Origin of the sequence: Streptomyces ovatisporus (genome assembly GCF_042653885.1) — a bacterium.
Lineage (GTDB): Bacteria > Actinomycetota > Actinomycetes > Streptomycetales > Streptomycetaceae > Streptomyces > Streptomyces ovatisporus.
In genome coordinates this window covers 488875-514395 of the sequence record NZ_JBHSFH010000007.1, presented here as the reverse complement: position 1 = coordinate 514395, position 25521 = coordinate 488875, and the positions used below count along the sequence as shown (strand labels likewise).

Here is a 25521-nt window from a genome sequence, read left to right as displayed (position 1 = left end):
ACCCGTCCCGGCGAAGCACCTCCGCACGCCGACACCCCCGCGCACGACCGGAGTTGACGCCGCCGACGGCGTGGGACGAGCGGTCCGCAAGGTCCGGGACCGTTCGGCGGTACGCCCGCCGGCCCTGCCGGCGCCGCCGGGGGACTCATGTGCGGTGCAACGATATCACCGCTCCGAAGAACGCGATCACCCAGGCCAACACCGGCGGCGGTCGCATCACCCTCGCCTCCCACTGCACCTACACCCTGACCGCGCCCGACAACGCGGACGACGGGCTCCCGGAGATCACCGGAAACGTGACCATCTCCGGCCGTGACACCACCATTCGGCGCGCCCCGGACGCGACGCAGGACTTCCGCGTCTTCCACGTGGTGACCGGTGGCAAGCTCACCCTGAACTCGCTCCGGGTCAGCGGCGGTTCCCTTGCCGGCAACGGCGGCGGCATCGCGAACGAGAACGGCAGGCTGAACCTGAACCGCACGACGATCAGGGGCAACCACGCCGACATGGGTGGTGGTCTCTTCAACACCGGCGGAAAGCTCAACCTCGAACACAGCACCATCGAGCGCAACACCACGGACGCCTGGGGCGCCGGAATCTACAACGTGAGTGGCGGCACGCTGGCGATGAAGGGCGGATCCCTGCTCAGGAACCGGGCGGGCAACAACGGTGGCGGCCTGGAGAACATCGCAGCCCGGCGCGTCTCTGAACTCCGTGTCGGTCAGGGGGAACACCGCACTCCAGGGCGGCGGCATCCGCCAGACCCAGAACGCGACCCTGCGCCTCAAGTCGAGTGCGGCAGCGCGAATGCCGCACAACGACGACAGGGAGCGGGACCCACTCGCTGGTCCCGCTCCTCTGTTCCCCGCCCGCGCTCAACTCGCCGTCGGCCACGCGTGTTCCGAGGGAATCGGGGGCCGACGGCCGGTCAGCGGGAAGCGGAGAAGCTCTGCGCGAGGGACGCCATCACGCTGGGGGCGACGCGGTAGTAGACCCAGGTGCCGCGCCTCTCGGACGTCAGGAGCCCGGCCTCGCGCAGCTTCTTCAGGTGGTGGCTGACAGTGGGCTGGGAGACGCCCACATCGGAGATGTCGCAGACGCATGCCTCGCCGTCGGTGTGCGAGGCGATCTGCGAGAAGAGCCGCAGACGGACCGGGTCTCCGAGCGCCTTGAACATCACAGCTGCCTGCTCCGCCTCGTCCGCCGTGAGGGGACGTTCGTTCAGCGGCGGGCAGCAGGGCTGCACGTCTGTCTCTATCAGCGGCAACGCCTTGGCCTTGGACATACGTCTATTTTCACACGCATCGAAGTAGTTTCCCAGAGGCGTACAGCGGCCTACCCGGAGCGGCCCCTGCCGAGGACCGCGACGACGGGAGGCTCCGTCGAATTCACCCCACTTCGATGAATGTCTATGTTGACGTTCATCGAAGCAAGTGTGATGCTGGCAGTGCAAGCCATAGATAGGCATCGAAACAAGGGAGTCTCCGTGAGCACGCCCACCGTTGCAGCACCCACCGTGGTGATCGGAGCCGGTCCGACCGGCCTGGCAGCCGCTGCCCACCTGATCGCCCGCGGCCAGAACACGCTGGTCCTGGAAGCGGGGCCCAGCGCGGGTACGGCCGTGCGGGAGTGGAGTCACGTCCGGCTGTTCTCTCCCTGGGCCGAGATCATCGACCCGGCGGCGGAGAAGCTGCTCGCTCCCACCGGCTGGGTCCGCCCCGATGAGACCACCTGCCCGACGGGCGGTGAATGGGCGGAGCAGTACCTCCAGCCCCTGGCGGACACGCTCGGGGACCGCGTCCGATACGGCACGCGCGTGCTCGGCGTCTCGCGCAGCGGCCGCGACCGCGTCGTCGACTCCGACCGGGAGAAGGTGCTCTTCACCGTCCGCCTGGCCGCGGCCGACGGCCGTGAGGAGCGTCTGACCGCCCGTGCCGTCATCGACGCCTCCGGCACCTGGACCACACCGGCCCCGCTGGGCGGCGACGGACTTCCCGCGCTCGGGGAAGGAGCGGCCGGGGACCGGATCACCTACCGCGTCCCGGATCTGACGAACCCGGCGGTCCGGGACCGGTACGCGGGCAAGCGGATCGCCGTGGTCGGGTCCGGGGCTTCCGCCTTCACCGCCCTGTCCGGACTCGCGAATCTGGCCACGACCGCTCCGGGTACCCACACCTCGTGGATCCTGCGGCGAGGCATCGGCGACTCCACCTTCGGCGGTGGTGAGGCCGATCAGCTGCCGGCCCGCGGCGCTCTGGGGGCGCGTGCCAAGGCAGCCGTCGAGGAGGGACGGGTCGATGCGGTGACCGGTTTCCGCACCACCGCGGTGGAGACGGTGGACGGGCAGCTGGTGCTCGTCGGCGAGGACGGCCGGCGGCTCGACCCCGTGGACCACGTCGTCGTCCTCACCGGCTTCCGCCCCGACCTGTCGCACCTCTCCGAGGTGCGCCTCGGCCTGGACGAGCGTCTTCAGGCACCGGTCGGGCTCGCCCCGTTGATCGACCCCAACATCCACTCCTGCGGCACCGTCTACCCGCATGGCGCGCAGGAGCTGGCCCACCCGGAGAAGGACCTCTACCTGGCCGGGATGAAGAGCTACGGCCGCGCACCGACGTTCCTGGCGATGACGGGCTACGAACAGGTCCGCTCGATCGCCGCAGCCCTGGCGGGGGACCGGGAAGCCGCCGGGCGAGTGGAGCTGACGCTGCCGGAGACAGGGGTGTGCGGCGGTTCCGGCCTCTTCGACGAGCCCGACGCGGCCCGGTCCGCCGCCGATGGCGGCTGCTGCTCCGCACCAACAGACGACCCCGCCACGGGAGTCACGGCACCGGCCGCATCCAGCGGCTGCTGAAACCGATCCGTCAACCTCGAAGGAGACACGTCATGTCACGCATACAACTCGCTCTGCGAGTCCCCGAGCTCGAAACCTCAATCGCCTTCTACAGCAAGCTGTTCGGCGCAGAACCTGCGAAAGTCCGGGACGGCTATGCCAACTTCGCCCTGACCGAGCCCCCTCTCAAGCTCGTCCTGATCGAGGGTGACGCGGGAGAGGAGACCCGCATGGACCACCTCGGAGTGGAGGTGGAGTCTTCCGAGGCTGTGAACGACGCCGCCACCCGCCTGAGCGAAGCGGGCCTGGCAACCTTCGAGGAGAACGACACAGAGTGCTGCTACGCCCTCCAGGACAAGGTCTGGGTCCACGGCCCCGGCAAGGAGCCCTGGGAGGTCTACGTCGTGAAGGCCGACGCCGCCACTCTCGCCAAGGAGGAGCACAGCGCATGCTGTACCGGAGCCGACGGCGCGGCGGAGGGTGAAGTCCTCACCGCTGCCGCCGCCAAGGGAGGTTGCTGCTGACGTGCGGTCGTCGCCCGCCCGCACCGGCGGGGTCGCCACCGGCACAGGGGACCGGTCGCGGCCCCGCTTCGTCCTGCCCGCTCTTTGCGTCACACAGATCACCAGCTGGGGCGTTCTCTACTACGCCTTCCCCGTCCTCCTGCCGCACCTGACGCGCGAGACCGGCTGGTCGAGCACCGCGGCGACCGGTGCCTTCTCCGCAGCCCTGCTCGTCTCCGCGATCACCGGCATCCCCATCGGCCGGCTGCTGGACCGCAGAGGGCCACGAGCAGTGATGACCGCGGGATCCGTCCTGGGCACGGCCTCCGTGCTGGCCATCGCCGCCTCCCCCGGCTTCGCTGTCTTCGCCGCGGCCTGGCTGTGCGCCGGCGCGGCCATGGCGGCAACCCTCTACCCTCCGGCGTTTGCCGCCCTCACCCGGTGGTGGGGGGACGACCGCGTCCGCGCCCTGACGGTCCTCACCCTTGCCGGCGGCCTGGCCAGCACTGTCTTCGCACCCCTGACCGCAGCGCTCGTCGAGCAACTCGGCTGGCGGGCCACGTATGCCGCCCTGGCCGTCATCCTGGCCGCCGTCACCGTCCCCGCCCACGCCCTCGCACTTCGCGCACCCTGGCCACAGCACGCCTCCGATGCTCCCCGCAGGTCTCCAGGGCGCGCCTCGGATCGCGAACCGGCCGCCCGTACCCGCCCGTTCCTCTTGCTGACCGCCGCGATGACGCTCTCCGCCTGCACTGTCTACGCGGTGGTCATCGGCCTCGTCCCGCTGCTCGACGAGCGCGGCGCGACTCCCACGGAAGCCGCGTGGGCGCTCGGGCTCGGAGGCGTCGGCCAGACGCTCGGCCGCGTCTTCTACGCACCCCTCGCCCGCCGGACCGGCGTGACCACCCGCACCACCGCGCTGATCGCGGCGGGCGGGGCCACGACCGCGGCTCTCGCCCTCGTGCCAGGACCGATCGTGCTCCTGACCGTCCTCGCCGTGGCGGCCGGGACGGTACGGGGCAACCTCACCCTCCTGCAGGCCACCGCCGTCACGGACCGGTGGGGGACCCGGCACTACGGACGCCTCAGCGGCATCCTCAGCGCCCCCGTCACCCTCGCCACCGGCCTCGCTCCCTTCGCGGGCGCCGCCCTGGCAGGCCCCCTCGGCGGCTACCCCGCCCTCTTCCTCACGCTCGCCGCCGTCTCGGCCCTCAGCGCCGCACTCGCCCTCGGTGGAACACCACGGGCCTCCACAGCCGGGTAGCCCTGCGGATCGGCGCTCCGCCCGAATGGATACGCCGATACGTCCCGGCACCCCGAGACCTGGTACGTCTGGGCGTGATGACCGTCAGCGCGCCGGCTCGCCGGTGACGCGTGCCGGCCCGTACGCAACCGTCGCCGGGCCGGGTTGCGGACGTAATACCCCCTAGGGGTATACACTCCCGAGTGTGGGCCACCTCCGGCCACGGTGGACGAGAAGGGGGATCAGTCATGGATCACGCCGGCCACCCAGGCCACCCCGACAGTGATCGATCGCCGAGCAGCGCGCCCTGGGGCACTGCGGCCAAGGCCACACTGCACTGCCTGACCGGCTGTGCAATCGGCGAGATCCTCGGCATGGCCATCGGTACCGCTCTGATCTGGAGCAACGTACCGACCATGGCCCTGGCGATCACCCTGGCGTTCCTCTTCGGCTACTCCTTCACCCTGTTCGCCGTCCGCAGGTCGGGCCTGGGCCTGAAGGTCGCGATCAAGGTCGCCCTGGCGGCCGACACGGTCTCCATCGCGGTGATGGAGGCGGTCGACAACGGCATCATCGCCCTGGTGCCCGGCGCGCTGGATGCCCATCTGTCCGACGGGCTGTTCTGGTCCTCGCTGCTGGGCGGCTTCGCCGTCGCCTTCGTGATCACCACTCCGGTCAACAAGTGGATGATCGGACGCGGCAAGGGCCACGCCATCGTCCACGCCTACCACTGACAGCACCGGCCTCCCCGGTGCCGGAGACGGGCTCCCGGCACCGGCACCGGCATTTTCCAGGAAGGACGGCCACGTGACGGAGGTGTTCGGAACGCTCGCCGTGCTGCTGGCCGCCGCTGTGATGGCCCCGGCCGTGGCGCACGTCCTCGAACTGCCCGGAAAGATGCGCCTCAGCCGCGCGGAGTATGTCGTGGTGCAGCGGATCTACTACCCCGGATTCACCTTCGCCGGGTTCGGCGAGTTCGTGGCCATCGCCGTGACCGCGGTGGCGCTGGCTCTGACCGAGGCCGGCAGTGCCGGCTTCGCGCTGCGTGCCGTCGCGCTCGCGGCCCTTGCCGGGGTCCAGGCGGTCTACTGGCTGCGCGTGCACCCGGTGAACGGCTTCTGGCTCGAGGGAGAGGATCTCGACCGCTTCAGCTCGGGTTTCTTCGCCTTCAGAGCGCGACGAGGTGGTGCCGACCCCGGGGGACACGTGGAGTGGACCGCTCTGCGTGACCGCTGGGAGTACGGACACGCCACCCGGGCGGTGCTCGCGGTGGTGAGCCTCGTGCTGCTCGTCGTCGCGCTGGTGTGAGCCCCCGAAGCGACGGCTCCGGGTCATCGCGTCCACGGCCTGAGCCCGTACGCGGGGGCCGCACCCGGGCGGGTGCGGCCCCCGTGCCCGCTACTTGCCGAGCAGCTTGTCCATCTGCTTGATCTCGGCGGTCTGCGACGTACTGATGTCCTGCGCCATGTCCTTGGCGGGCTCGTAGGAGCCCTTGGACTTCTCCGTGGCGGCCATCGATACGGCGCCCTCGTGGTGTTCGATCATCATCTTCAGGAAGGCGGTGTCGAACTCCTTGCCGGAAGCCTTCTTCAGCTTCTTCATGTCCCCGGGCGACATCATGCCGGGCATGCCGTGCTGGGAGTGATCCATCCCGGGCATCTCCTCAGGCACCTCCTCGCCCCAGGACTTCAGCCAGCCGGACATCTTCTCGATCTCCGGTCCCTGCGCCTTCTCGATGTCCTCGGAAAGCTTCTCGACCTCGGGCGACCCCGCACGGGAAGCGGCCAGATCAGCCATCTCCACCGCCTGGCGGTGATGGGGGATCATTCCCTGGGCGAAGGAGACGTCCGCCGCGTTGTGGTCTCCCTTCGAGGCGGAAGCGCCGGGCTTCTTGCTCTTCTCGTGGCCGCCGTGTCCGGCGGCACCGTCGTCGCCGCCGCAGGCGGTGAGCACCACGGCAGCGGTGACGGTTGCGGCCGCCGCTGCGATGCGACGACGGGTGGAGGAACGGTGTGCGGTCATGTTCGTGCAACTCCTGTACTGCGATGGGGAATCCGGCATGCCGAAGCGGGCGATCGCCCTTCGGGGGCGCCGCCGCCGGGCTGCTCTATATGCGCAGGAGTTGCAGTTCACTCAGTGACGGCGGGGCACGCCCGCCCGCGTGGTCGCTTGCCGGAGCGCGCACGGGAAGGTGCACCGCACCGGTCTCGGCGACACCCGAGGGCGCCAGGGACGGCGCCACGGGAGCACTGCTGATACCGCTCGCGACGCACAGTTGATCGGCGTGCTCGGTATGCCCGCCAGAGGTGCCGTCGTCCTCCCCTGCATGCGCGCAGTCACAGCTGCAGTCGTGGCCCTCAGGTGACGCACTGACGATCGAGGAACCGTGATGCGAGGAGCCGGACGCCGGGACGTCAGCGGCTGCCGCCCCCAGGCCGTGCATGGCGATCACGCCTGCCAGGACGGCGAGCACCAGCAGCACGTACGCCCGGCCCTCGCGGGGCCGGGCCGCACGCTGCGGTCGCCGTCTCATGCCGTCATCCTAGGTCGTCGCCGATGCTGCCCGCAGGCCGATGCGAGCCGGTACCCGCCCTTCTACGGGGTGGACTTCGGCTGCGTACGTCGGCAGCGCCTCCCGTACCCGGTCATGCCGTGCGGTGTGAAGACGGTCACGCTGGCCGGGCTTCGGCCGGTGCTCTGACGGCGGGCGCCTTCGGGGCGTCCGAGGACGGGGCCGCCGTCCTCGGACGTGATCTTCAGCCGGCGGCACGGAAGTTGCGCAGGCGCAGGCTGTTGCCGACGACGAAGACCGAGGAGAAGGCCATCGCGGCCCCCGCGATCATCGGGTTGAGCAGCCCGGCGGCTGCGAGGGGGAGAGCCGCGACGTTGTAGGCGAAGGCCCAGAACAGGTTGGACTTGATGGTGCCGAGGGTCTTGCGGGAGAGGCGGATGGCATCCGCCGCGACCCGCAGGTCGCCGCGTACGAGAGTCAGGTCGCCCGCTTCGATCGCGGCGTCCGTGCCCGTCCCCATGGCCAGCCCCAGGTCGGCCTGGGCCAGCGCCGCCGCGTCGTTGACTCCGTCCCCGACCATCGCCACCGAACGTCCTTCACCCTGGAGCCGTTTGACGACCTCGACCTTCTCCTCGGGCATGACCTCGGCGATCACCTCGTCGATACCGACCTCCGAGGCGACCGCCTCGGCGACTGCCGTGTTGTCGCCGGTCAGCAGGACAGGCGTCAGACCCAGGGCGCGGAGGCGTCGTACGGCTTCCGCGCTGGTGTCCTTGACCGCGTCGGCGACCTCCAGAACCGCGCGTGCCGCACCGTCCCAGGCGACCGCGATGACGGTGCGGCCCGCCGCCTCGGCCTCCGCCCTGGCGTCCTCGAGCTCCGCGGGGAGCTCGATCGACCACTCGGAGAGCAGTTTCTCCCGGCCTACGAGAACGGCGTGGCCTTCGACGACGCCCTGGACCCCCAGCCCGGGCTGGTTCGCGAAGTCCTCGGCCACCGGCAGGGCGCCCGCTCGCTCCGCCGCTCCGGTCGCCACCGCCTTGGCGATGGGGTGCTCGGACGCGTGCTCCAGCGCCCCGGCGAGCCGGAGCACCTCGGCCTCGTCCTCACCCTCAGCCGCATGCACCTTCAGCAGCGTCATCTGTCCTGTGGTGACGGTGCCTGTCTTGTCCAGGACGACGGTGTCGGCCTTGCGGGTCGTCTCCAGGACTTCGGGGCCCTTGATGAGGATGCCGAGTTGTGCGCCACGGCCGGTGCCGACCATCAGCGCGGTCGGTGTGGCCAGCCCCAGGGCGCACGGGCAGGCGATGATCAGTACGGCGACGGCGGCGGTGAAGGCCGCGGTCAGACCCGACCCGTTTCCGAGCCAGAAGCCGAGCGTCCCGAATGCCAGGGCGATGACGGCGGGGACGAAGACGGCGGAGATCTTGTCGGCCAGGCGCTGGGCCGCGGCCTTGCCGTTCTGCGCGTCCTCCACCAGCCTGGCCATCCGCGCGAGCCGGGTGTCCGCCCCGACCCGGGTTGCCTCGACGACGAGCCGGCCGCCCGCGTTGAGCGTGGCACCGGTGACGGAGTCGCCGGGGCGGACCTCGACGGGTACGGACTCGCCGGTGAGCATGGAGGTGTCGAGTGCGGAGGTGCCCTCGACGATCGTGCCGTCCGTGGCGATCTTCTCCCCTGGACGTACGACGAAGCGGTCTCCGACGCTCAGGCTGTCCGTGGGGATCAGCTCTTCGCGGCCGTCCCGCAGAACGGTGACCTCCTTCGCGCCCAGTTCCAGCAGCGCTCTGAGTGCCGCCCCGGCCCTTCGCTTCGAGCGCGACTCGAAGTAGCGCCCGGCGAGGATGAAGGCGGTCACGCCTGCCGCGGCCTCGAGATAGATGTTTCCCGCGCCGTCCGTACGCGCGATGGTCAGCTCGAACGGATGCGTCATGCCGGGTGTGCCCGCGCTGCCGAAGAACAGTGCCCACAGCGACCACGCAAACGCGGCCGACGTCCCCACAGAGATCAGCGTGTCCATCGTGGCCGCACCGTGCTGGGCGTTCTTCCATGCAGCCCGGTGGAAGGGCCAGGCCGAGTAGGTGACGACCGGCGCCGCCAGCGTGAGGGAGAGCCACTGCCAGTACTCGAACTGCAAGGCCGGCACCATCGCCATCGCGATGACCGGAGCTGCCAGGATCACAGCGGTGACGAGCCGCTGCCGAAGCGGCCGCAGTTCGTCCGCCTCCTCGTCGGCACGCTTGGCGCTGCCGCCGGCCGGAGCCTCCGCCCGGGCGGGCGGGGGAAGCGCGGCGGTGTAGCCGGTGGCCTCGACCGTGGCGATCAGCTCCTCCACCGCGACGGACTCGCTGTGGGTCACCTTTGCCTTCTCCGTGGCGTAGTTGACGGTGGCCTCGACTCCCTCCAGGCGGTTGAGCTTCTTCTCGATACGGGCGGCGCACGAGGCGCAGGTCATCCCGCCGATCGCGAGCTCGACCTCGGCTGTCTGGGAAACCGTGGTGGTCATCACTGCTCCTCGGGCTGGAAGGGCTGGGCGGCACGGCACCGGGTCTCAGTTGTACGGGACCGACCGGAGTGAACGGAGAGCTCCTTCCGGACGCCGGGGCGACCCCTGAGGCGCATATACCCCGAGGGGGTATGCCGTTCCTGAGTTCAGATATACCCCCTCCCCCCATCCGGAAGCAAGCTTTCCCGGACTTGATAATACCCAGGGGGGGTATATCTTGCTGTGTGTCGATACTCGCCCCGCACCGCGCCCAGGAGTTGCCATGAACACCGGAGTGAAGATCACCGCTTTCGCCGCGGCACTGGCGGTCTCGTTCGGCACCGCCTACGTCGCCGGCCAGGCCCTCGGCCCCGTGGCCTCCCCTGCCGAACCCGCGTCCCGCGGCGGTCACGCGGCGGATCCGTCGTCGGACGAGGGCGGCCGCGGGGAGGACGCACCGGCCGGGGGCCTGCAGGTTTCCGAGGGCGGATACACCCTCGACCTGAAGACCACGAAGCTCGAAGCCGGTCGGCGCGCGGACCTGCGCTTCGCCATACGCGACCGCGAGGGCCGGAAGGTCACCGCCTTCAAGCGCGAACACGACAAGGAACTGCACCTGATCCTCGCCTCGCGGGACCTCTCCACGTTCCGCCATCTGCACCCGGCCCGTGCCGCTGACGGCACCTGGAGCACCTCGGCCGAACTCCCCGACGCAGGCGACTACCGGATGTTCGCCGACTTCACGCCCGCCGCGGATGGCGCGGAGAGCCTCACCCTCGGAACCGACCTGCCTGTCGCCGGTACCTACAAGCCCGGCGCACCCGCCAAGCCCTCCCGTACCGCGGAAGTCGACGGATACACCGTGAGTCTCGACGGCCGCCTGCGCCCCGGAGCGGCAGAGGAAGTCACGTTCGAGGTCACCAGGAAGGGACGGGCGGTCGAGGACCTGCAGCCCTACCTCGGCGCCTACGGACACCTGGTCGCTCTGCGTGCCGGCGATCTCGCCTACCTCCACGTCCATCCCAACGGGAGGCCCGGCGACCGCACCACGGAACCCGGTCCGGACGTCTCCTTCACCGCGACGGCGCCGAGCGAGGGCACCTACCGCCTCTTCCTCGACTTCAAGCACGAAGGCAAGGTCCGCACGGCCGAGTTCACCGTCCCGGCCGGGCCGGCCGGTGACGCTCCCCGGGAGCCCACCGGACACGAGAAGAGCGGCAGCCACCAGCACTGAAGTGCCCCGTTCCAGGAGGACCACGACGCGCCCCTGGCGCAGAGTGGAGGGACGGGCAGCGGACCCGTCCCTCCACGCCCGACGCCCCGGCTACCTGGATGCGGCAGCGGGCTCCGGCCGCGCCGCCGGCGCAGGAGAGGCCAGCCGGCCCGTGCGGTGCAGCCCGTACAGGGCGGCGGCGCACACCAGACCCAGCGTGAACAGCGCGATCCAGGGGAGTGCGGACACCCCGGCCGCACGTGCCGCGTCCAGGGCGGCCCCTGTCAGCAGGTTCCCGAGGGTGATGCCGACCCCGCAGACGGTGTTGTACAGCCCGTAGTGCGTGGCGACGAGCCGGTCACCGGAGAGACGAACGATGGTGTCCATCTCGAAGGGGAAAGCGATCATCGTGCCCACGGCCAGCAGGAATGCGGCAAGCGTGGGCGGAACGGCTGCCAGCAGCCACATGCCGGCCCCGCGCTCCGGGACGGGCACTGCTGTGGCGGCGAGCATGGGCAGGAACGCCGCGCCCATGGTCAGCAGCCCCAGGGTGAGCGCCTGACCCGGTGCCATGCGGGCCTTGCACCACGCGGTCACCCTGGTCTGGCCGAGGATCGTGGTGAGTCCGGATGCGGCGAAGAGCAGCGCCATGGCGGCGGTGCCGAACGTCCCTTCGCCGGCCACGCGCCGCACCTCCAGGGGCAGCGCGAGATAGACCTGGAACATCATGACGTAGGAGCCGATCATGGCCGTGGAGAAGAGGAGGAACGGCCGGTTGGACGCGATGCCGCGCCACTGGGCCAGCACCTTCCCCCGCTCCCCGTCCTCGGTGTCGTCGCCACGCCGGGCCGGCAGGGCGCGGATCTGCACGATGCTCAGCAGGGTGAAGATCGCGGCTGAGACCAGGCACGTGATGCGGAAGTCGATGTCCGTCAGCAGCATGCCCACCAGCGGACCGAGCAGGATCCCGGCCTGGTAGTAGATGTTGAACAGCGCGAAGGCTTCGACCCGCCGCTCGCCTGCGTCTGCGGCGAGGTACGCCCGCACGGCTGGGTTGAACAGTGCTCCCGCCAGTCCCGTCGCGGCGGACGCTGCCAGCAGGGCCGGTACGGAGTCCACCAGGCCGAGAGTGGCGAAGCCGAGCGTCCGCAGCACACAGCCCGCGACGATGAGCGGCTTGTAGCCGAATCGGTCGGCGAGGGTGCCTCCGACGAGGAACATGCCCTGCTGGCTGAAGTTCCGTACACCCAGGACGAGTCCCACGAGCCACCCGGCCAGGCCCAGTGTCGCGGACAGATGTGAGGCCAGGTACGGCATCAGCATGTAGAAGCCGAGGTTGATGGTGAACTGATTGACCATCAACAGCTGAGCGCCGCGCTGGTAGGAACGCGTCTGTGTGATGACCGACTTCATCGGTTCTCCTCCTTCCGGCCCGGGAGCTCCGATGCCTCGTTCTCTCCGGCCTCTGCCGTGTCCGGCCCGGGGAGCCCGGCGACCGTGTCGCGGCCTCCCGGCCGGAGGGGGTCGACGACGGTGGTGCACCGGGTCCAGCGGGTGACTTCCTTCTCGTCGGGTCGGCCGATCACCTCCGGCTCGGGCGCGGGCGGCGAGTCGAGCAGTCCGTGGGCGGCGCAGTAGTCGTCGTCGAAGACGGTTCCCAGATAGCGCTGCGGCCCGTCCGGGAAGATCGCCACGATACGGGTCTCGTCGGGCAGGCTGCGGGCGAGCCACCCCGCGACCAGGGCGACCGCGCCCACGCTCCACCCGCCGGTGGCGTAGTGGGAGTTGGCCAGCCGGCGGCAGGTCCACACCGCCTCACCCGGGGCCACCCAGTGCACCTCGCTGAAGTTCTCGTAGGCGATGTTGCCCGGGTAGATGCTGGACCCCAGACCGCGCATCAGCCGTGGCCGGGCGTCCTGCCCGAAGATCGTCGAACCGACGGTGTCGACGCCGACCAGCCGCAGTCCGGAATACAGCTGTCGGAGGACGCGCGACAGACCGGCCGAATGGCCACCGGTGCCCACGCTGCACACCAGCACGTCGATGTGGCCCAGCTGCGAGGCCAGTTCCAGCGCGAGCGGGGTGTAGGCGGAGATGTTGTCCGGGTTGTTGTACTGGTCCGGGCACCACGATTCGGGGTGCTGCGCGCGCAGTTGGTCCACCCGGTCGCGGCGGGCCTGCTGCCAGCCACCCGTGGGGTGCGGCTCACCGACGATGTCGACCAGGGCTCCGTAAGCGGTCAGCAACCGGACCATGGATGCCTCCAGACCCGGGTCGGTGACCAGGGTGACCGGATGGCCGTAGACCATGCCGGCAAGGGCGAGACCCAACCCGAGGGTGCCGCTGGTGGACTCGACGATCCTGGCACCGGGCCGCAGATCGCCACGGGCACGGGCGCGTTCGACCATGTGCAGCGCGGGACGGTCCTTGATCCCTCCTGGGTTGAAGCCCTCCAGCTTCGCCCAGAATCCGCGCCCGGCGGACGTGAGCGGTTCGGACACCTGGAGGACCGGAGTGTTTCCGACCAGCCCGGAGAGTGCAGAGCGGGCAGGCGGTGTGATGTGAGGGGTGATCTGAGATCGCATGTTCTGCTCTCGTTCGATGATGGGCATCAAGAGGTGCTCATCTCGCGTGCCGCCCGCCCCGGGCAGAGAGTCCGGCTCCGACGAGGGCTACGGCATGCGGCAGCCGGCTCGTACGGCTGCATCGAGTTCGGCCTAAATGCGCCACCGGCACACGGCTGTGAGTCTGGAACGGCCCGACTGAGCTCTGTCGGGGCTGCGCGACCGAGGGGGCACGGTGTGCACGAGTGCCGCGTCATCCGCCGCTGCCGCTGGAGGAGCGGCCGGCGGCGCAGGGACCGGCGGAGACTGGTTCCGTCCTTCGTCCCCGCCGTCGAACCCGCGTAACGAGCAGGACTCGTGGACAGGTGACGTCTGCTCCCCGGCGCTGACACCTGCGTGATCTGCCGCCGACGTGGAACCCGCCCCGGGGTGCGCCGAGCGATGGGAATGGTCCGGGCCGTGCAGGATCGCCCCGCAGTCGAAGCCCACCAGGAACACACCGCTCAGCAGAAGGGCGAGCAGGCGGTGACACCAGGGCGCAAGGACAGAGGGACGTCGGGCACGGGGGTGGAACAGCACAGTTCCTCCGCGGAACGGTGATTCCTCGCCGCAGCACGGCGAGGGGACACGGGCGAACGGCGGGAGGGCTCCGTGCAGGCCACCGCGACGCGACCCGTCACGCGAACTACGGGAAAGTGTCGCGGTCTTGCGGTGCTCGCCGGCGGAAGGCGGCCGGGCGAAGCGGACCGAGCGGGCCACGGAGCCGCCGGATCCTATATCCGCAGAACGCCGGACCCCGCGGAATCCCTCGGCCGTGGAGCGGCGGACGCGTCCGCGCTCCGTGACGGGACATCGAGCTGCCGGCCGGAGAAGGCAGTTCGATCGGTCCAGGAGCACACGCTGGGCGCTTCCAGAGCCGGGCCCTGTTGCGGCTGACCGGGCAGGCACTCATGGGCGGGATGAGAAGAGCCGTGGTCGTCCTCGTGGTGCGGGGCAGTCTCCAGGGACCCCGCATGGACGTCGCGTACCACCGTTGCGGACTCTCCGCCGGAATGGTGAGTACCGACCATCGCGGAGGCATTGCCCGCAGGAGCGACGTGGCTGGACACGCCTTCGGCGTTGCCCCCGTGCGCGTACACCAGCCCGAACAGCAGCATGGCCACCAGCAGCAGACGCCGTGATCCCGCCGACAAGCGGAACCGTGGCGCGTCAGCGCGCGACCAAGCCGTAACCATGCCGTGATCTTAACGTCCTCCCCGCACGGCACGGGGAACACTCCACGAACTCCGCGTGAACGAGGGGCGGTTCGGACTCGACCCCCGCGGTGAACTGCTGAAACAGCAGACCCGCGACTACGGATCGACAGAACCCGGCGAGAGCCGCCCCGCCTCCTCCAGGAGTGGAGCCTGAGCCGGCAGCAGCCGGACGTATACAACAGGACGACGACAAGAGTGAGGGGACACCGTGAGCGCACGTTTCGAGGAGATCGACTGGCGCCCGACGCCCATGGGCGAGATCAGTCTGCGGCGCCGCAGGGATCCCGCCTCGGGCACGGACATCTTCGAGGTCAAGCTGGGCGACGACTTCCTCATGTCGAGCCTGTTCACTGCCGGAGAGGTCGCCCTCGCCGAGCTGGGACTGGCTCAACTGCCGGGGGACGGACTCGACGTCGTCGTGGGCGGCCTCGGCCTCGGGCACACCGCCGAGGCGGTGCTGAAGGACTCGCGCGTACGGTCGCTGACCGTCGTCGACGCCCTCGGAGAAGTGATCGAGTGGCATGAGCGGCACCTGGTGCCGTTGGGTGCCCGGCTGACCGCCGATCCGCGCTGCCGATTCGTGGCGGGCGACTTCTTCTCCCTGGCGCAGAGCGCGGACGGACTCGACCCGGACGCGCCGGAACGCCGCTTCCATGCCGTCCTGGTGGACATCGACCACTCACCCGCCCACGTCCTCCACCCCGGCCACGTGAGCTTCTACCAGCCGGCGGGCCTGCGGGCACTGGCCGCACGACTGCATCCGGGCGGCGTGTTCGCGCTGTGGTCGGACGACCCGCCGGAGGAGAGCTTCAACTCGGCGCTGACGGAAGTCTTCGCCGAGGCGGCCGCGCACGTCGTCACCTTCGACAACCCGCTGCACGGCGGCACGTCCGCCAACACCGTCTACGTCGCACGCACATGACCGCTGTACGCCCGCGCCGATGACGCGGACGGCCACAACAGGGAGATCGTGACCCGGCCTCGCGTCCACTCCCGGGGTCTGTCCGACGGGCCGGTAACGGCAGTCAGCGACGCAGCAGGACCATGGCGGCATCGTCCGTGAGGGGGCCGCCGGTATGCGCTGTCACATCACTTCGCAGACCTTCGAGGGCGACGTCTGCATCAGAGGGCCTCAGCAAGTAGGCACGTTCGGCAAGGGGGTAGAACTCTCCGGCGGCGTTCCGTGCCTCTGTCGTGCCGTCCGTGTAGAGCAGCATCTGGTCCCCGGGATCGAGCAGAGCCCGGTAGACCGGAGGGGGGCCGCCGGCGAATTCGGTGAGGCCGAGCGGGAGAGCCGGGTCACTCGGCTCCGCGAAGGTCGTGGTTCCGTCGCTGCGTACGATCAGGGGTGGCGGATGTCCGTAGTTGACGAGACCAACGGCTCCGTCGTGGCTGACCTCGGCGAGGATGACCGTCGCGAAGGTCTCCTCGGACAAGTGCCGTCCCGCAGCACGTTCCAGGCACTCGCCGACGTCGGGCAGCGTCGCTTCATCGTAGGCGGCCACCCGGTACGCGCCGAGTACCACCGCGGCCCTCTCGACTGCGTCCAGGCCTTTGCCCTGGACGTCGCCCACAACGGCTCGTACGCCGTCAGGAGACGGGACGGCTTCGTAGAAGTCTCCGCCGATCTGGGTATCCCTCGTCGCCGAGCTGTAGGACACAGCGATCTGCAGGCCGTTGATCAGCTTGGGCACCTTGGGCAGGAGGACCTGTTGCGCCACTTTGGCGACTGCACGAGCACGGTCCAGCTGTTGTTGCTGCCGCTGCCGCAAGAGCGTTGCTGCGAGACTCGCGATGCTCGTGCCCGCGACAGCAACCAGGGCGGTGACGCCACGGGTCGTCCCGTACAGGTCGTCATACAGGCTGAGCAGCACGGAGACCGCCAACGAAACCAGGCCGACACACGCGACGTGCAGCAGCCCGCCTTTGAGACTGGCGAAGGCAGGGCCCAGCGCGAGCAGCGGGAGCAGTCCGAGGGACGGGCCGGCTGCCAGGTCCGCCGCGACAGCCAGCCCTATGGCCAGATACGGCAGAAGGAATAGAACGACACTGCCCGCGCGCGGTTTCATCGGCAAGGAGCTTTCACAGTACGGAGAAATTCGTCGAGGACTACGTCACTCTAGGCGGGGGACGCCAAGCAGCAGGGGCGCGATCGTGAGTCGTGTGTGTGATGCTGCGTGGCGGCGTGGCGGCTGCGCAGCCCATAAGAGAGCCGGCGGAATTGTGTCCCGGAATCCGGAGCGGCTTCTCTCCCGTGGACGGGTCGCCACGAAGCCCTGCACGTGAGTTCCCCGATCCGTACCCTTGGGGCAGTACCAACAGCCTCCCGCCAAGAATCGTCAGTGCTGTGTCACAAAGGGGGCTCGTCCCCGTGGAGCGCTCACCCAAGACCCGCCCGCAACTCACCGTCGCCCTGCTGTCAGGACGGAATCCCGACGAGCGCACACTGGTCCTGCGCGGTGAGCTCGACGTGCAAACGATGTATACGCTCCGTGACAACATCATGTACTGCCTTCGCAGTAACTGCCGCAGCATCGGTCTCGACATGACCGGGGTGACCCGGTGCGACGGGGACGCGCTCTACGGGATAGCCGGCCTGCAAGATGCATTGAGGACCGCTGGCGGGCGACTCCGTATCACCGGAGTCAGCGAACCGGTCCGAGAAGCCCGCGTCACCGTCATGCTGCGGCACAGCATCTTTGAGTAAGTGCCTGTCCGGTGGGCGAACACCGAATACCGGGAAGTAATTTCTCTTCCCTCGCCGGCTCGACGGACAGACCCGGCCCGGGAGCATCGGATGCCCGGGCAGAGTCACCGTGCATCGAGCGGCCTTTCATCGGCCCAGCTTTATTGATCACGGTGTTGTCGGCATTCAAGGGTCGCGGTGGGCCTGGCATGGTTCGAATCCGTCATTGCGAGACCCACTGGTGCGGGTGCTCCGGGTCGGTCGGGCAGGCGAAGACGATGAGACGTCCGCGGCCCACGTAGATCCCGGTCGGGACGTTGGAACCGTAGGTGTCGGCGGTGGGCTGGTCTTCGAGCGGAATCCAGCTGGTGGTGCCGCCGTCCCATTCGCGGGTGTCCGCGGTGAGCAAGGGGTGCATGGCCGCGCCACAGGTCTCGCAGGTGACGGGTACTGGGGCGGCGGTCAGGGTCCAGGAGACTCCGCCACCGCTCTTCCAGCCGGGAGCGATCGACAAGTCGTGCGTATAGGTGGGCGGTTCGTCGGCGTCTTCCTCCCACACGTCTTCCGCTGCTTCCTCCGTCTCCTCTTCCCAGGTCTCGATCCGCTCGCGCAGTTCCTCAGGAAGCGCCCAGAGATCCTCGTGCTCAAGAACCTCCTCGGGATCGAGCACGCAGGGACTGGGCACGAGGTTGTCGGTGCCCTCGACCTCCGGCACGGGCGGGGACCCGAGAGGTTCGGCAACGGAGGAGGATCGGCGCCAGGCGACATGCACGTTCAGCTCGTGACCGTCCGTATGGCCGGTGAAGCCGCACCAGAACACCTGGAGCAGATCCTTGCCGTCGGGCGCGGGCAGCCCGGGGATGTCTCGTTCGTAGAGCTGGGCCACGGGCAGCATGGGCACGGGCTCCGCCGGGTGGTCGTCGCCCCCCGGCCGGGTGCACACGGGCCACGGCTCGTCAGTCGGCCACAGCATCGGTCCGCCGACGGAGCTTTCCTGCGGGCCCGGCTTGCCGGGCCGGGGATGGAGTCTGACGGTGCCCAGCCGGAAGTCGCCCAGCTCAGGGAAGAGCTCCTCTGGGTCCAGTGGACGCGGCGGGGTGGTTCGGGACACGGGTCCTCCGTATACGGCGACTCAGAGTCTGTGCGGTGGCTACGTTACGGCGGTGCGTACGCCGGCTGCCGGGTTGTCGAGCTTGTCCTTGAGGAAGAAGCCGTTACTGCCGTGGGCTTCGAATTCGAGTCGGATGGGGATGGGGTTCGCCCCCTCGTAGATCGGCCTGATCTCGTACTGGACGACTTCGTCGTTCTTGCTGACGGCGTCGTAGACCTTCTGCTCGATCCAGTCCCGCTGCTGGGGCGAGTTGGTCGGGTTGTTGGTCTGGGTGACGAGGTTGTGCTTGGCCATGTGCCCCTTGCCTGCTCCGCCGAGACGGTCGGCGAGCAGGTGCCCGCGCGCTTCGTTGAAGGCGTTTCCGTCCCCGCGCCAGCCCGGGGGGCTGCTTCTGCCCGCCTCGCTGCCCTTGTTCAGCATGTCCTTGCTGACGGAGGCGGAGACGCCGGTGGGGCGGCCGTGCTCGTCGAGGCCGTGGTAGCGGACGCTGCCGCCGTGTGCGTAGTGGTCGAGGTTGCAGGGGGCCAGTCCGAAGGTGTCGGTCAGAGTCTGCGGATTGGTCACGTACGCCACCGGGTTCGGCGCGGGGGCCAGACCGAGGGGGTCTGGTGAGACGTAGCGGCCGGTTTCGGGGTCGTAGTGGCGGAAGTAGTTGTGGTGCAGACCGGTCTCGGGGTCGTCGTACTGGCCCGGGAAGCGGAGCGGGGTGTAGGCGGTCGAGCTGCGTTCCCAGCCGGTCGTTCCCCAAGTAGTGGCCTTTCCACGCCAGGCCACTTCGCCCTCGGGGCTGACCAGTGCGGAAGGCGCGCCGACAAGGTCGGTGGTCATGGCGAAGAAGCGGGCATCGACTTCGCCTTGCGGGAGGTGTCTGCGCTCGTACTGGGTCAGGGGCCGGTGACCCTCGAAGTCCCAGGTCAGCGTGGTGCCTGTGCGCTCGTCGTGCTGCTCGGTGAGGCGGGTGCCGTCCCAGGTGAAGCGGAGGGTCTCCGCGGTGGTGCGGCCGTCGTCGGCCATGCGGTGCTTGGCGGTGCGGCGGCCGAGGGGGTCGTATCTGTAGGTCCAGCGGGTGCCGTCCGGGGTGGTGCAGGCCATGAGGCGGTCCTCGGCGTCCCATTCGTAGCGCCAGGTGTCCGGCTTGCGGGAGAGCCGGGTCTTCTGACGCAGGACGGTGCGGCCTGCGGCGTCGTAGTCGTACCGTATTCGGCCGGCGCCCAGCAGCTTGGTGCCCTCGTACTGCCGGGGGCCGGAGGCCGCAGGGTCGGCGACCGGGGTCCGCCGCCAGTCGCCCTCGGTCTGGTTGCCTGCCTGGTCGTAGGCGTAGCGCTCCTGCCAGTCGTCCGCGTCGACGGCGAGCGGCCGCCCGAGGACGTCCAGGTCGATGCTCTCGGTGCCGCCGGTCAGGACGTCTGTCACGCCGGTGAGGTGTCCGTCGGCGCGGTAGGCGTAATCCCGGTTGCTGAGTATGCGGCCGGGTATCGCCGTGGTCTGGCCGGCGAGTCTGCCTGCGGGATCCCACTGGGAGGTCATGGCAGTGCGGCCACACATCCGGGTGATCTCGCGGCCGATACGGTCGTGGGTGAAGTCGAGGTGCCAGTCGCCGACATCGAGACGGGTCCGGTTTCCCGCGGCGTCGAATGACTGGCGGCTGGTGGCGCCTGTCGGAGTGGCCCGCTCTATGCGTCGGCCGAGGGCGTCGTACCGGTACTGCGAGGTCCTGCCGTCGACTGTCTCGGTGAGTACCCGTCCTGCCGCGTCGCGCTTGTAGCGCAGCGTCGAGGTGGGCGTGGACGCCTCGGCAAGGCGGCCGTCGGCGTCGTAGCGGTACTGGGTGAGCACACCGGCTGCATCCTTGGTGACGATGTTGCCGGTCTCGTCACGCAGGAATGTGAGAGTTTCACCGGTCGGCCTGTTCCTGGAGACGAGCCAGCCGCAGGCGTCGTAGGTGAAGGTCTCCACACGGGCGTCGAAGTCCCGTTCCCGGATGAGCCGGCCGACCGCGTCGTGCTCGTACTCCCAGGTCGCCCCTGTGGGGCCGGTGACCCTCCGGAGGCGCAGCTCCGTGTCGTACGTGAATTCGTAGCGCGCGCCGTCCGGGGTCCGACGTGCGGCGATCTTGTCGAAGTGGGTGTACTCAAGCTCGGTGGTGGAGCCCTTCGCGTCGGTGTAGGTGCGGCAGTTGCCCTCGCCGTCCCAGGTCCACTCCTCACGGTGACCCAGCGGATCGACGCGCGCGGCCAGATGCCCGTCGGTGGTCCACTCCATCCGTGTCACCGCGCCCAGTGCGTCCGTTGCCGCGATGGGCCGGCCGAAGGCGTCGCGCTCGATGCGGGTGACTGCTCCGTCGAAGCCTCTGGACTCCACCGGCAGGCCGGCGCGGTCGTTGCGATAGTTGACGGTGTTGCCCAACGGGTCCGTCACCGAGGCAACGGCTCCGGTTCGGTCGTAGGTGAAGTGGACGGTGCCGCCGTCCGGCCCTGTGACGGACGCGAGGTTCCCCGCATCGTCGTAGCTGCGGCGCACAGTTGCGCCTCCTGGGCTGCAGCTCTCCAGAGGCCGGCTGAAGGCGTCGTACGTCGCCGTGCTGACTCCGCCGCCCGGCAGGTGCACGGCTGTCCGGTTGTACTGATCGTCGTAGTCGAAGCGCGTGACGTTCCCGAGCGGGTCGGTCTGCTGAAGCAGGTTGCCGTGCTCGTCCCACTCCCGGGCCCAGATGTTGCCCAGAGCGTCTGTCTCCGCGGCGATCTGATAGCGGGAGTCGAATCGGTATGTGGTGACCGCACCCTGGGAGTTGACGTACCGCGTCGTGCGCAGCGCCCGGTCGTACTCGAAGCGGCTGGAGAGCACTCCGTCAGGACCGATGGTGCGGACGACGCGGTCGGCCTGGTCGTACTCGTAGCGGAAGGTGGAGTCGTTCCGGTCGGTCCAGGAGGACATGCGACCGAGGTCGTCGTAGGTGAACTCCAGAGCTTCACCTGCGGCGTTGATGACGTGAGTGACGTTGCCGCCGCCCTGATACCGATAAGCCATGACGTCGGTGGCCACACCGGAGGTGACGACGCTCAGACTGGATATCCGGCCACCGTCCGCGCGGACACGCACGGTGTACCCCCCGCTGTGCTCGACAGAGGTGGGAGTGCCGTCCTCGAGGCGCGAGAAGCTGATCTCGTTGCCGTTGCGGTCGGAGACCCACCGCAGCCATAACCAGCCCGACCCGGACAGAGAGTCGCAGAAGGTCCGGACGACACCTGTGCGCGGATCACTGATTTCGTACGTTGCCTCTCCGAGCGCACCCACGCCCGCATGCGTCAACGGCAACCGCGGGCCTGCGACCGGATGGACCGGGTCGGCACTGCCTGCCACCGGGAGCTCTTCGTAGTGCAGGAGGGAGCCGTCTTCACGGGCCCAGACGACACCGTTCACGGTCGTTTCAAGCCGCTCGTCCAACGTCGAGGCCCAGGACGGGCCGAAGAACTGCCCGTACCGGTACGACGACAAGTGCGTGCGGGAGATCGTCAAGGGAAGGACGCCCGGCAGCTCGAGATCTGTCTCCGTGTGGAGGAGTTCACCGCTGGCGACGTCCACAGGATCGTTGGCGCACGGCCTGGTCGGCGTGGGGCGGCCGGTCAGGTCCGCGTCGCTGGTCGAGTTCTTGAGCGAGGCCGGGCGAACGTCGGAGGGCTTCCCGCCGTCCCCGCTCGGCCGGCCGCCGTCCTTGCCGTCACCGATCTTGGTGAGGTCGTCGACGATGCCGCGTTCGTTGTCCCGGTGCCGCTTGGCCTGGAGCTTCAAGTTGCGCGGGGCGGTCTCGGCGACATGCTTGCCGACGCGCTTGACGACCTTCTCGGCGGCGCCGAGAGCGCCTTCGGCGACCTCGTCGACGACCTGGGTGAGGACCTCGCCCTTGCCCTTGGCCCGGCCGTGGGCGGTGCGGGCACGGCCAAGTGCCTTGGTGGCATTGGTCTGCATGTCGCTGCCCACCCGCTCGAGCTTGGCCGCGCCACTGTCGTGCTCGTCCGGGTCGATTTTCATCTTCCCACCGCCCCCACCTCCGCCGGCGGAGTTGAGCTGCATCCCCCCATCACCGGTTGCGGAGTTGATCTGCATGCCCGTTCCGCTGCCCTGGCCACCCGAGCCGGACGGAAGCGCGGGGGCACCGGAGCCCGCACCGGGCGGGAGGGAGAGGGCGTCGTCGGCGAGGTCGAGAATCGCGTCCTCGACGATCTTGTTGAACTTGTCCGTCACCGGCTCGGACAGCTTGGCGACAACTTCGGAGACGATGCGTTCGGCGGCCTCGTCGATGATCTCTTTGATCAGCTGTCGCATGGCGGCGGTCTGCGCGGCTCCGATGAGAGCGGAGAGACCGCCGGTGAGAAAGGCGGCGCCGATTGCGATGCCGATGGAGGCGGCCATGACGCCGAGTTCGATCTCAGCCTTGCGCTTCATCCCGAATATGATCTCGGCGAGCAGGTCGAGCCCCTCGGCGAACCCCTTCGCGATCTTCGGAACCTCATCGAGATGCGAGGCCTTGACTTTGCTCCAGTGCCCCTCGAGGGCGTCCTTCGCCCAGCCCTCGCTACCGGAAAGCACTCGTGTGATCGCGGCGTGGGCGTCCCCACCCTTGCCCTCGAAGTCGCCGGCGAATTCACGCAGGGCGTCGGCCATCTCCCGGTAATCGTCTTCATCGACATTGGGAAAGTTGATACCGATGAAGTCCAGTATCTCGTCGACCCACCCCGGCAGCGTGTAGCCCATCCCCCGACCCCCCTCGGTGCACGTCGTTCGCGCGCACGAAACAGGATGCCTTCACGGCAACGGTCTCGGGAACCGCAGGTCAGCCGAACGTCGCAAATCCGTGACGAGGAATCAGGCATTCCGTCGGGTAGAGCGCAGCTCTCGCTCGCACTCGGGTCTTCCGCCACCGCCACCGCTCGGCACACGGCCCGTCAGGTGCGGGGCGCGATCCCGTGCATCACCGTCGAGACCAGGTCGTCGACGAAGTCCGGGGGGATGACCGGTGCATCCGCCTGCGAACCCGCGGCGCCGGGGTGGAAGAGGCGCGGGAGGATGAGCTCGTGACAGCCCCCCATGATCATGGTGGCGGCAGCTTCGACTCTGGCATCCGGGGAGACGCGGCCCAGCTGTTGTTCAGCCCGCAGGTAGCCGGTCAACACGGCGCGAAGTCCGCCTTCTTCCGTCCCGGGAGCGGGCATGGATGCGAAGTGGGTGAGGACCTTGTGCTGGGTCAGTACTCCGGCGAAGACAGGCAGAATCTGCGTCAGTACGTTCAGGCCGCGGGTGATGTAGGCGCGCAGGTTGCCCTCGACGGTGCCATCTCCCGCCCGCGGTACCTCGCCCATCCCGGACATGACGCCGTGCACGTGCGTGCGCAGGGCCAGCGCCAGGAGCTCTTCCTTGTCCGCGAAGTGGTTGTAGAGGACACCACCCGCGACCTCGGCTTCACGGGCGATGTCGCGCACGGTCAGCGCCGCGCTGCCGCGCTCGGCAATAAGGCGGGCAGCGGTGGCGATCAGATGGTCGCGCAGGGTCTGATCGCCACCGCCGTCGCGCAATACCGCAGGTCGTCTAGGTGACATCACGCCGCAGTGTAGTGAGCCCCGCGATGCCCGCGATCACCGTGGCGTACGCCCCGAGCATCGCCAGTCCGCCCCACTGCGGAAGCAGCCCGTCCTTGACCGCGTTGCCGACCGCCGACGCGGCACCGGACGGCAGCCACCGCCCGACGTCCTCGAAAGCGCTGACGACGATGCCCTCGATGACGTACAGCCAGGCCAGCGCACCGACGATGCCCAGGACAGGGTTCCGGGTCAGGGCGCCGACAGCGACGCCGATGACCGCGTACGTGGTGCACCACAGCAGCCCGCCGAGCAGCGTCAGCCATACGAACCGCTCGTCCATGGGCAATGGTTCGCCCGTGGCCGAAAGCCATGAGGCGCTGACTGCCAGCGTGGTGGCCGCGGAGGCGAGACCTGCCGCGGCACCCGTTGCGAGACCGGCGGCGATTTTCGCGGTCAGCACCCGGCCCCGCCGCGGGGTCGTGAGATAGGTGTCGGTGATCGTGCCGTGGCGGAATTCGCCGGCGCTGATCAGCACGCCGAGCACGATCGCGAGGATGGAGCCCATCCCGGCGCTGAAGAGGACCCGCTGCTTGCCGATATCCGCCGTCAACTGCCCACCAGGGTCGCCGATCAGCAGACCTGCGGCGTGCAGTCCGGCGAGCAAGGCCGTAGCCGCCAACAGGATCCAGGTACTGCGTACGGAAGCGAGCTTGCGCAGTTCCGTGCCGATGAGAGTACGCATCAGCGGTGCGCCTCCTTCCGCTCGGTCAGGACAGGAGCATCCGCCGGATCGGAGACGAGTGCGAGGAAGGCGTCCTCGAAGTTCCGGCCGTCAGTGGTCAGTTCATCGATCGGCCCCGCGTGCCGCAGCCGGCCGCCGGAGATGATGACGACTTGGTCGGCGTACTGCGTCACCTCTGACAGCAGATGACTCGAGACCAGCACGGTGCGGTTCTGCCCGGCCAGCGTTCGCAGCAGGTCGCGAAGCCAGCGCACACCAGCCGGATCCAGCCCGTTGGTCGGCTCGTCGAGGATCAGCACCTCCGGATCGCCCAACAGGGCGCCCGCGACGGCGAGACGCTGCCGCATCCCCAGTGAGTACTCCCCTGCGCGTCGGTCGGCGGCCGCGCCGAGCTGGACGACGTCGAGCACTTCGTCGACCCGCTGCCGTGGCAGCCCCGCGGCACGTGCGAGCAGGGCCAGGTGAGTGCGCCCGCGGCGGCCCGGATGGACACCCGACGCCTCCAGCACGGCACCGACACTGCGGCGCGGACGCGGCAGATCCCGGTACGTCTGCCCACCGATCAACGCTGAACCGCTGGTCGGCCGTTCCAGGCCGAGCAACACCCTCAACGTCGTGGTCTTGCCGGCGCCGTTGGGCCCGAGGAACCCGGTCACTTGCCCGGCCGGCGCCGTGAAGGACACATCGTCCACAGCGTGAACTGCACCGAAGGTCTTGGTCAGCCCTCGGATCTCGATGTCCGTCATTCCACCCTCCTTAATGAACATTCGTTCATGAACGAGTGTTCATAATACTCGCCC

Annotated in this window: 21 protein-coding genes; 9 read left to right on the top strand and 12 right to left on the bottom strand. The window is 69.2% G+C overall.

Annotated features, from left to right (window positions below):
- The first annotated feature begins 149 nt into the window (after positions 1–149).
- On the top strand, positions 150–989 hold the full coding sequence (locus tag ACFPA8_RS16070) for a hypothetical protein (protein WP_386448794.1): 840 nt from the start codon (positions 150–152) through the stop codon (positions 987–989).
- Here the strand turns inward: ACFPA8_RS16070 and ACFPA8_RS16065 are convergent.
- A complete protein-coding gene (locus ACFPA8_RS16065) occupies positions 929–1285 on the bottom strand; it encodes an ArsR/SmtB family transcription factor (protein ID WP_386448791.1) in 357 nt (118 codons plus the stop codon). The two genes, ACFPA8_RS16070 and ACFPA8_RS16065, sit on opposite strands and share 61 nt — an antisense overlap.
- Before the next feature lie 201 nt (positions 1286–1486).
- Here ACFPA8_RS16065 and ACFPA8_RS16060 point away from each other — a divergent pair, with 201 nt between their 5' ends.
- From ACFPA8_RS16060 to ACFPA8_RS16040, 5 genes are all read left to right on the top strand, one after another.
- A complete protein-coding gene (locus ACFPA8_RS16060; RefSeq protein WP_386448788.1) occupies positions 1487–2851 on the top strand; it encodes an NAD(P)-binding domain-containing protein in 1365 nt (454 codons plus the stop codon).
- Positions 2852–2883: 32 nt separating this feature from the next.
- Positions 2884–3354 (top strand): ArsI/CadI family heavy metal resistance metalloenzyme, encoded by a 471-nt coding sequence (locus ACFPA8_RS16055; protein WP_386448785.1) that lies wholly within the window; start codon positions 2884–2886, stop codon positions 3352–3354.
- Between the two features lies 1 nt (position 3355).
- On the top strand, positions 3356–4597 hold the full coding sequence (locus ACFPA8_RS16050; protein ID WP_386448782.1) for an MFS transporter: 1242 nt from the start codon (positions 3356–3358) through the stop codon (positions 4595–4597).
- A 227-nt stretch (positions 4598–4824) separates the two neighbouring features.
- Complete coding sequence (locus ACFPA8_RS16045; protein ID WP_386448779.1) at positions 4825–5310, top strand: DUF4396 domain-containing protein; 486 nt, start codon at positions 4825–4827, stop codon at positions 5308–5310.
- A gap of 73 nt (positions 5311–5383) precedes the next feature.
- On the top strand, positions 5384–5884 hold the full coding sequence (locus ACFPA8_RS16040) for a hypothetical protein (protein ID WP_386448776.1): 501 nt from the start codon (positions 5384–5386) through the stop codon (positions 5882–5884).
- Between the two features lie 90 nt (positions 5885–5974).
- On the opposite strand, the gene ACFPA8_RS16035 is transcribed toward ACFPA8_RS16040, so the two are convergent.
- The 3 genes from ACFPA8_RS16035 to ACFPA8_RS16025 all read right to left on the bottom strand — a co-directional run bounded on the left by ACFPA8_RS16035 (position 5975) and on the right by ACFPA8_RS16025 (position 9594).
- Positions 5975–6598, bottom strand: coding sequence for a DUF305 domain-containing protein (locus ACFPA8_RS16035; protein ID WP_386448773.1), 624 nt, complete (start codon positions 6596–6598; stop codon positions 5975–5977).
- A gap of 85 nt (positions 6599–6683) precedes the next feature.
- Complete coding sequence (locus ACFPA8_RS16030) at positions 6684–7109, bottom strand: DUF6153 family protein (protein ID WP_386448770.1); 426 nt, start codon at positions 7107–7109, stop codon at positions 6684–6686.
- A 223-nt stretch (positions 7110–7332) separates the two neighbouring features.
- Positions 7333–9594 (bottom strand): heavy metal translocating P-type ATPase, encoded by a 2262-nt coding sequence (locus ACFPA8_RS16025; protein ID WP_386448767.1) that lies wholly within the window; start codon positions 9592–9594, stop codon positions 7333–7335.
- Positions 9595–9856: 262 nt separating this feature from the next.
- On the opposite strand from ACFPA8_RS16025, the gene ACFPA8_RS16020 reads away from it, so the two are divergent.
- Positions 9857–10807 carry a hypothetical protein gene (locus ACFPA8_RS16020; RefSeq protein ID WP_386448764.1) on the top strand — a complete coding sequence of 317 codons (951 nt, stop codon included), beginning with the start codon at positions 9857–9859 and terminating at the stop codon, positions 10805–10807.
- A gap of 90 nt (positions 10808–10897) precedes the next feature.
- Here the strand turns inward: ACFPA8_RS16020 and ACFPA8_RS16015 are convergent, their stop codons facing one another.
- Together ACFPA8_RS16015 and ACFPA8_RS16010 are read right to left on the bottom strand one after the other, a co-directional pair.
- Positions 10898–12199: an MFS transporter gene (locus tag ACFPA8_RS16015; protein ID WP_386448761.1), complete on the bottom strand. Its 1302-nt coding sequence runs from the start codon at positions 12197–12199 to the stop codon at positions 10898–10900.
- Positions 12196–13371, bottom strand: coding sequence for a PLP-dependent cysteine synthase family protein (locus tag ACFPA8_RS16010; RefSeq protein ID WP_386448758.1), 1176 nt, complete (start codon positions 13369–13371; stop codon positions 12196–12198). Before ACFPA8_RS16010 ends, ACFPA8_RS16015 begins: the two co-directional genes overlap by 4 nt.
- A 1443-nt stretch (positions 13372–14814) precedes the next feature.
- Here ACFPA8_RS16010 and ACFPA8_RS16005 point away from each other — a divergent pair.
- On the top strand, positions 14815–15528 hold the full coding sequence (locus tag ACFPA8_RS16005; RefSeq protein ID WP_386448755.1) for a polyamine aminopropyltransferase: 714 nt from the start codon (positions 14815–14817) through the stop codon (positions 15526–15528).
- 103 nt (positions 15529–15631) lie between these two features.
- On the opposite strand, the gene ACFPA8_RS16000 is transcribed toward ACFPA8_RS16005, so the two are convergent.
- Complete coding sequence (locus tag ACFPA8_RS16000; RefSeq protein WP_386448752.1) at positions 15632–16675, bottom strand: PP2C family protein-serine/threonine phosphatase; 1044 nt, start codon at positions 16673–16675, stop codon at positions 15632–15634.
- Positions 16676–16977: 302 nt separating this feature from the next.
- Here ACFPA8_RS16000 and ACFPA8_RS15995 point away from each other — a divergent pair, with 302 nt between their 5' ends.
- On the top strand, positions 16978–17313 hold the full coding sequence (locus ACFPA8_RS15995) for an STAS domain-containing protein (RefSeq protein WP_386448749.1): 336 nt from the start codon (positions 16978–16980) through the stop codon (positions 17311–17313).
- A gap of 202 nt (positions 17314–17515) precedes the next feature.
- On the opposite strand, the gene ACFPA8_RS15990 is transcribed toward ACFPA8_RS15995, so the two are convergent.
- The 5 genes from ACFPA8_RS15990 to ACFPA8_RS15970 all read right to left on the bottom strand — a co-directional run bounded on the left by ACFPA8_RS15990 (position 17516) and on the right by ACFPA8_RS15970 (position 25467).
- On the bottom strand, positions 17516–18403 hold the full coding sequence (locus tag ACFPA8_RS15990; protein WP_386448747.1) for a hypothetical protein: 888 nt from the start codon (positions 18401–18403) through the stop codon (positions 17516–17518).
- Between the two features lie 39 nt (positions 18404–18442).
- Positions 18443–23155: a DUF6531 domain-containing protein gene (locus tag ACFPA8_RS15985; protein ID WP_386448744.1), complete on the bottom strand. Its 4713-nt coding sequence runs from the start codon at positions 23153–23155 to the stop codon at positions 18443–18445.
- Between the two features lie 191 nt (positions 23156–23346).
- On the bottom strand, positions 23347–23997 hold the full coding sequence (locus ACFPA8_RS15980) for a TetR/AcrR family transcriptional regulator (protein WP_386448741.1): 651 nt from the start codon (positions 23995–23997) through the stop codon (positions 23347–23349).
- The gene (locus tag ACFPA8_RS15975) at positions 23987–24721 is read right to left on the bottom strand and encodes an ABC transporter permease subunit (RefSeq protein ID WP_386448738.1); all 735 of its coding nucleotides are present in this window, start codon (positions 24719–24721) and stop codon (positions 23987–23989) included. The genes ACFPA8_RS15980 and ACFPA8_RS15975 overlap by 11 nt, the downstream gene beginning before the upstream one ends.
- A complete protein-coding gene (locus tag ACFPA8_RS15970; protein ID WP_386448735.1) occupies positions 24721–25467 on the bottom strand; it encodes an ABC transporter ATP-binding protein in 747 nt (248 codons plus the stop codon). Before ACFPA8_RS15970 ends, ACFPA8_RS15975 begins: the two co-directional genes overlap by 1 nt.
- Positions 25468–25521: the final 54 nt, after the last annotated feature.

Coding starts and splice junctions, on each gene's coding strand:
- ACFPA8_RS16020 (WP_386448764.1), top strand. CDS start 9,857: ATGAACACCGGAGTGAAGATCACCGCTTTCGCCGCGGCACTGGCGGTC.
- ACFPA8_RS16000 (WP_386448752.1), bottom strand. CDS start 16,675: ATGAAACCGCGCGCGGGCAGTGTCGTTCTATTCCTTCTGCCGTATCTG.
- ACFPA8_RS16025 (WP_386448767.1), bottom strand. CDS start 9,594: ATGACCACCACGGTTTCCCAGACAGCCGAGGTCGAGCTCGCGATCGGC.
- ACFPA8_RS16030 (WP_386448770.1), bottom strand. CDS start 7,109: ATGAGACGGCGACCGCAGCGTGCGGCCCGGCCCCGCGAGGGCCGGGCG.
- ACFPA8_RS16055 (WP_386448785.1), top strand. CDS start 2,884: ATGTCACGCATACAACTCGCTCTGCGAGTCCCCGAGCTCGAAACCTCA.
- ACFPA8_RS15980 (WP_386448741.1), bottom strand. CDS start 23,997: ATGTCACCTAGACGACCTGCGGTATTGCGCGACGGCGGTGGCGATCAG.
- ACFPA8_RS16065 (WP_386448791.1), bottom strand. CDS start 1,285: ATGTCCAAGGCCAAGGCGTTGCCGCTGATAGAGACAGACGTGCAGCCC.
- ACFPA8_RS16015 (WP_386448761.1), bottom strand. CDS start 12,199: ATGAAGTCGGTCATCACACAGACGCGTTCCTACCAGCGCGGCGCTCAG.
- ACFPA8_RS16035 (WP_386448773.1), bottom strand. CDS start 6,598: ATGACCGCACACCGTTCCTCCACCCGTCGTCGCATCGCAGCGGCGGCC.
- ACFPA8_RS15970 (WP_386448735.1), bottom strand. CDS start 25,467: ATGACGGACATCGAGATCCGAGGGCTGACCAAGACCTTCGGTGCAGTT.
- ACFPA8_RS15985 (WP_386448744.1), bottom strand. CDS start 23,155: ATGGGCTACACGCTGCCGGGGTGGGTCGACGAGATACTGGACTTCATC.
- ACFPA8_RS16045 (WP_386448779.1), top strand. CDS start 4,825: ATGGATCACGCCGGCCACCCAGGCCACCCCGACAGTGATCGATCGCCG.
- ACFPA8_RS15975 (WP_386448738.1), bottom strand. CDS start 24,721: ATGCGTACTCTCATCGGCACGGAACTGCGCAAGCTCGCTTCCGTACGC.
- ACFPA8_RS16010 (WP_386448758.1), bottom strand. CDS start 13,371: ATGCGATCTCAGATCACCCCTCACATCACACCGCCTGCCCGCTCTGCA.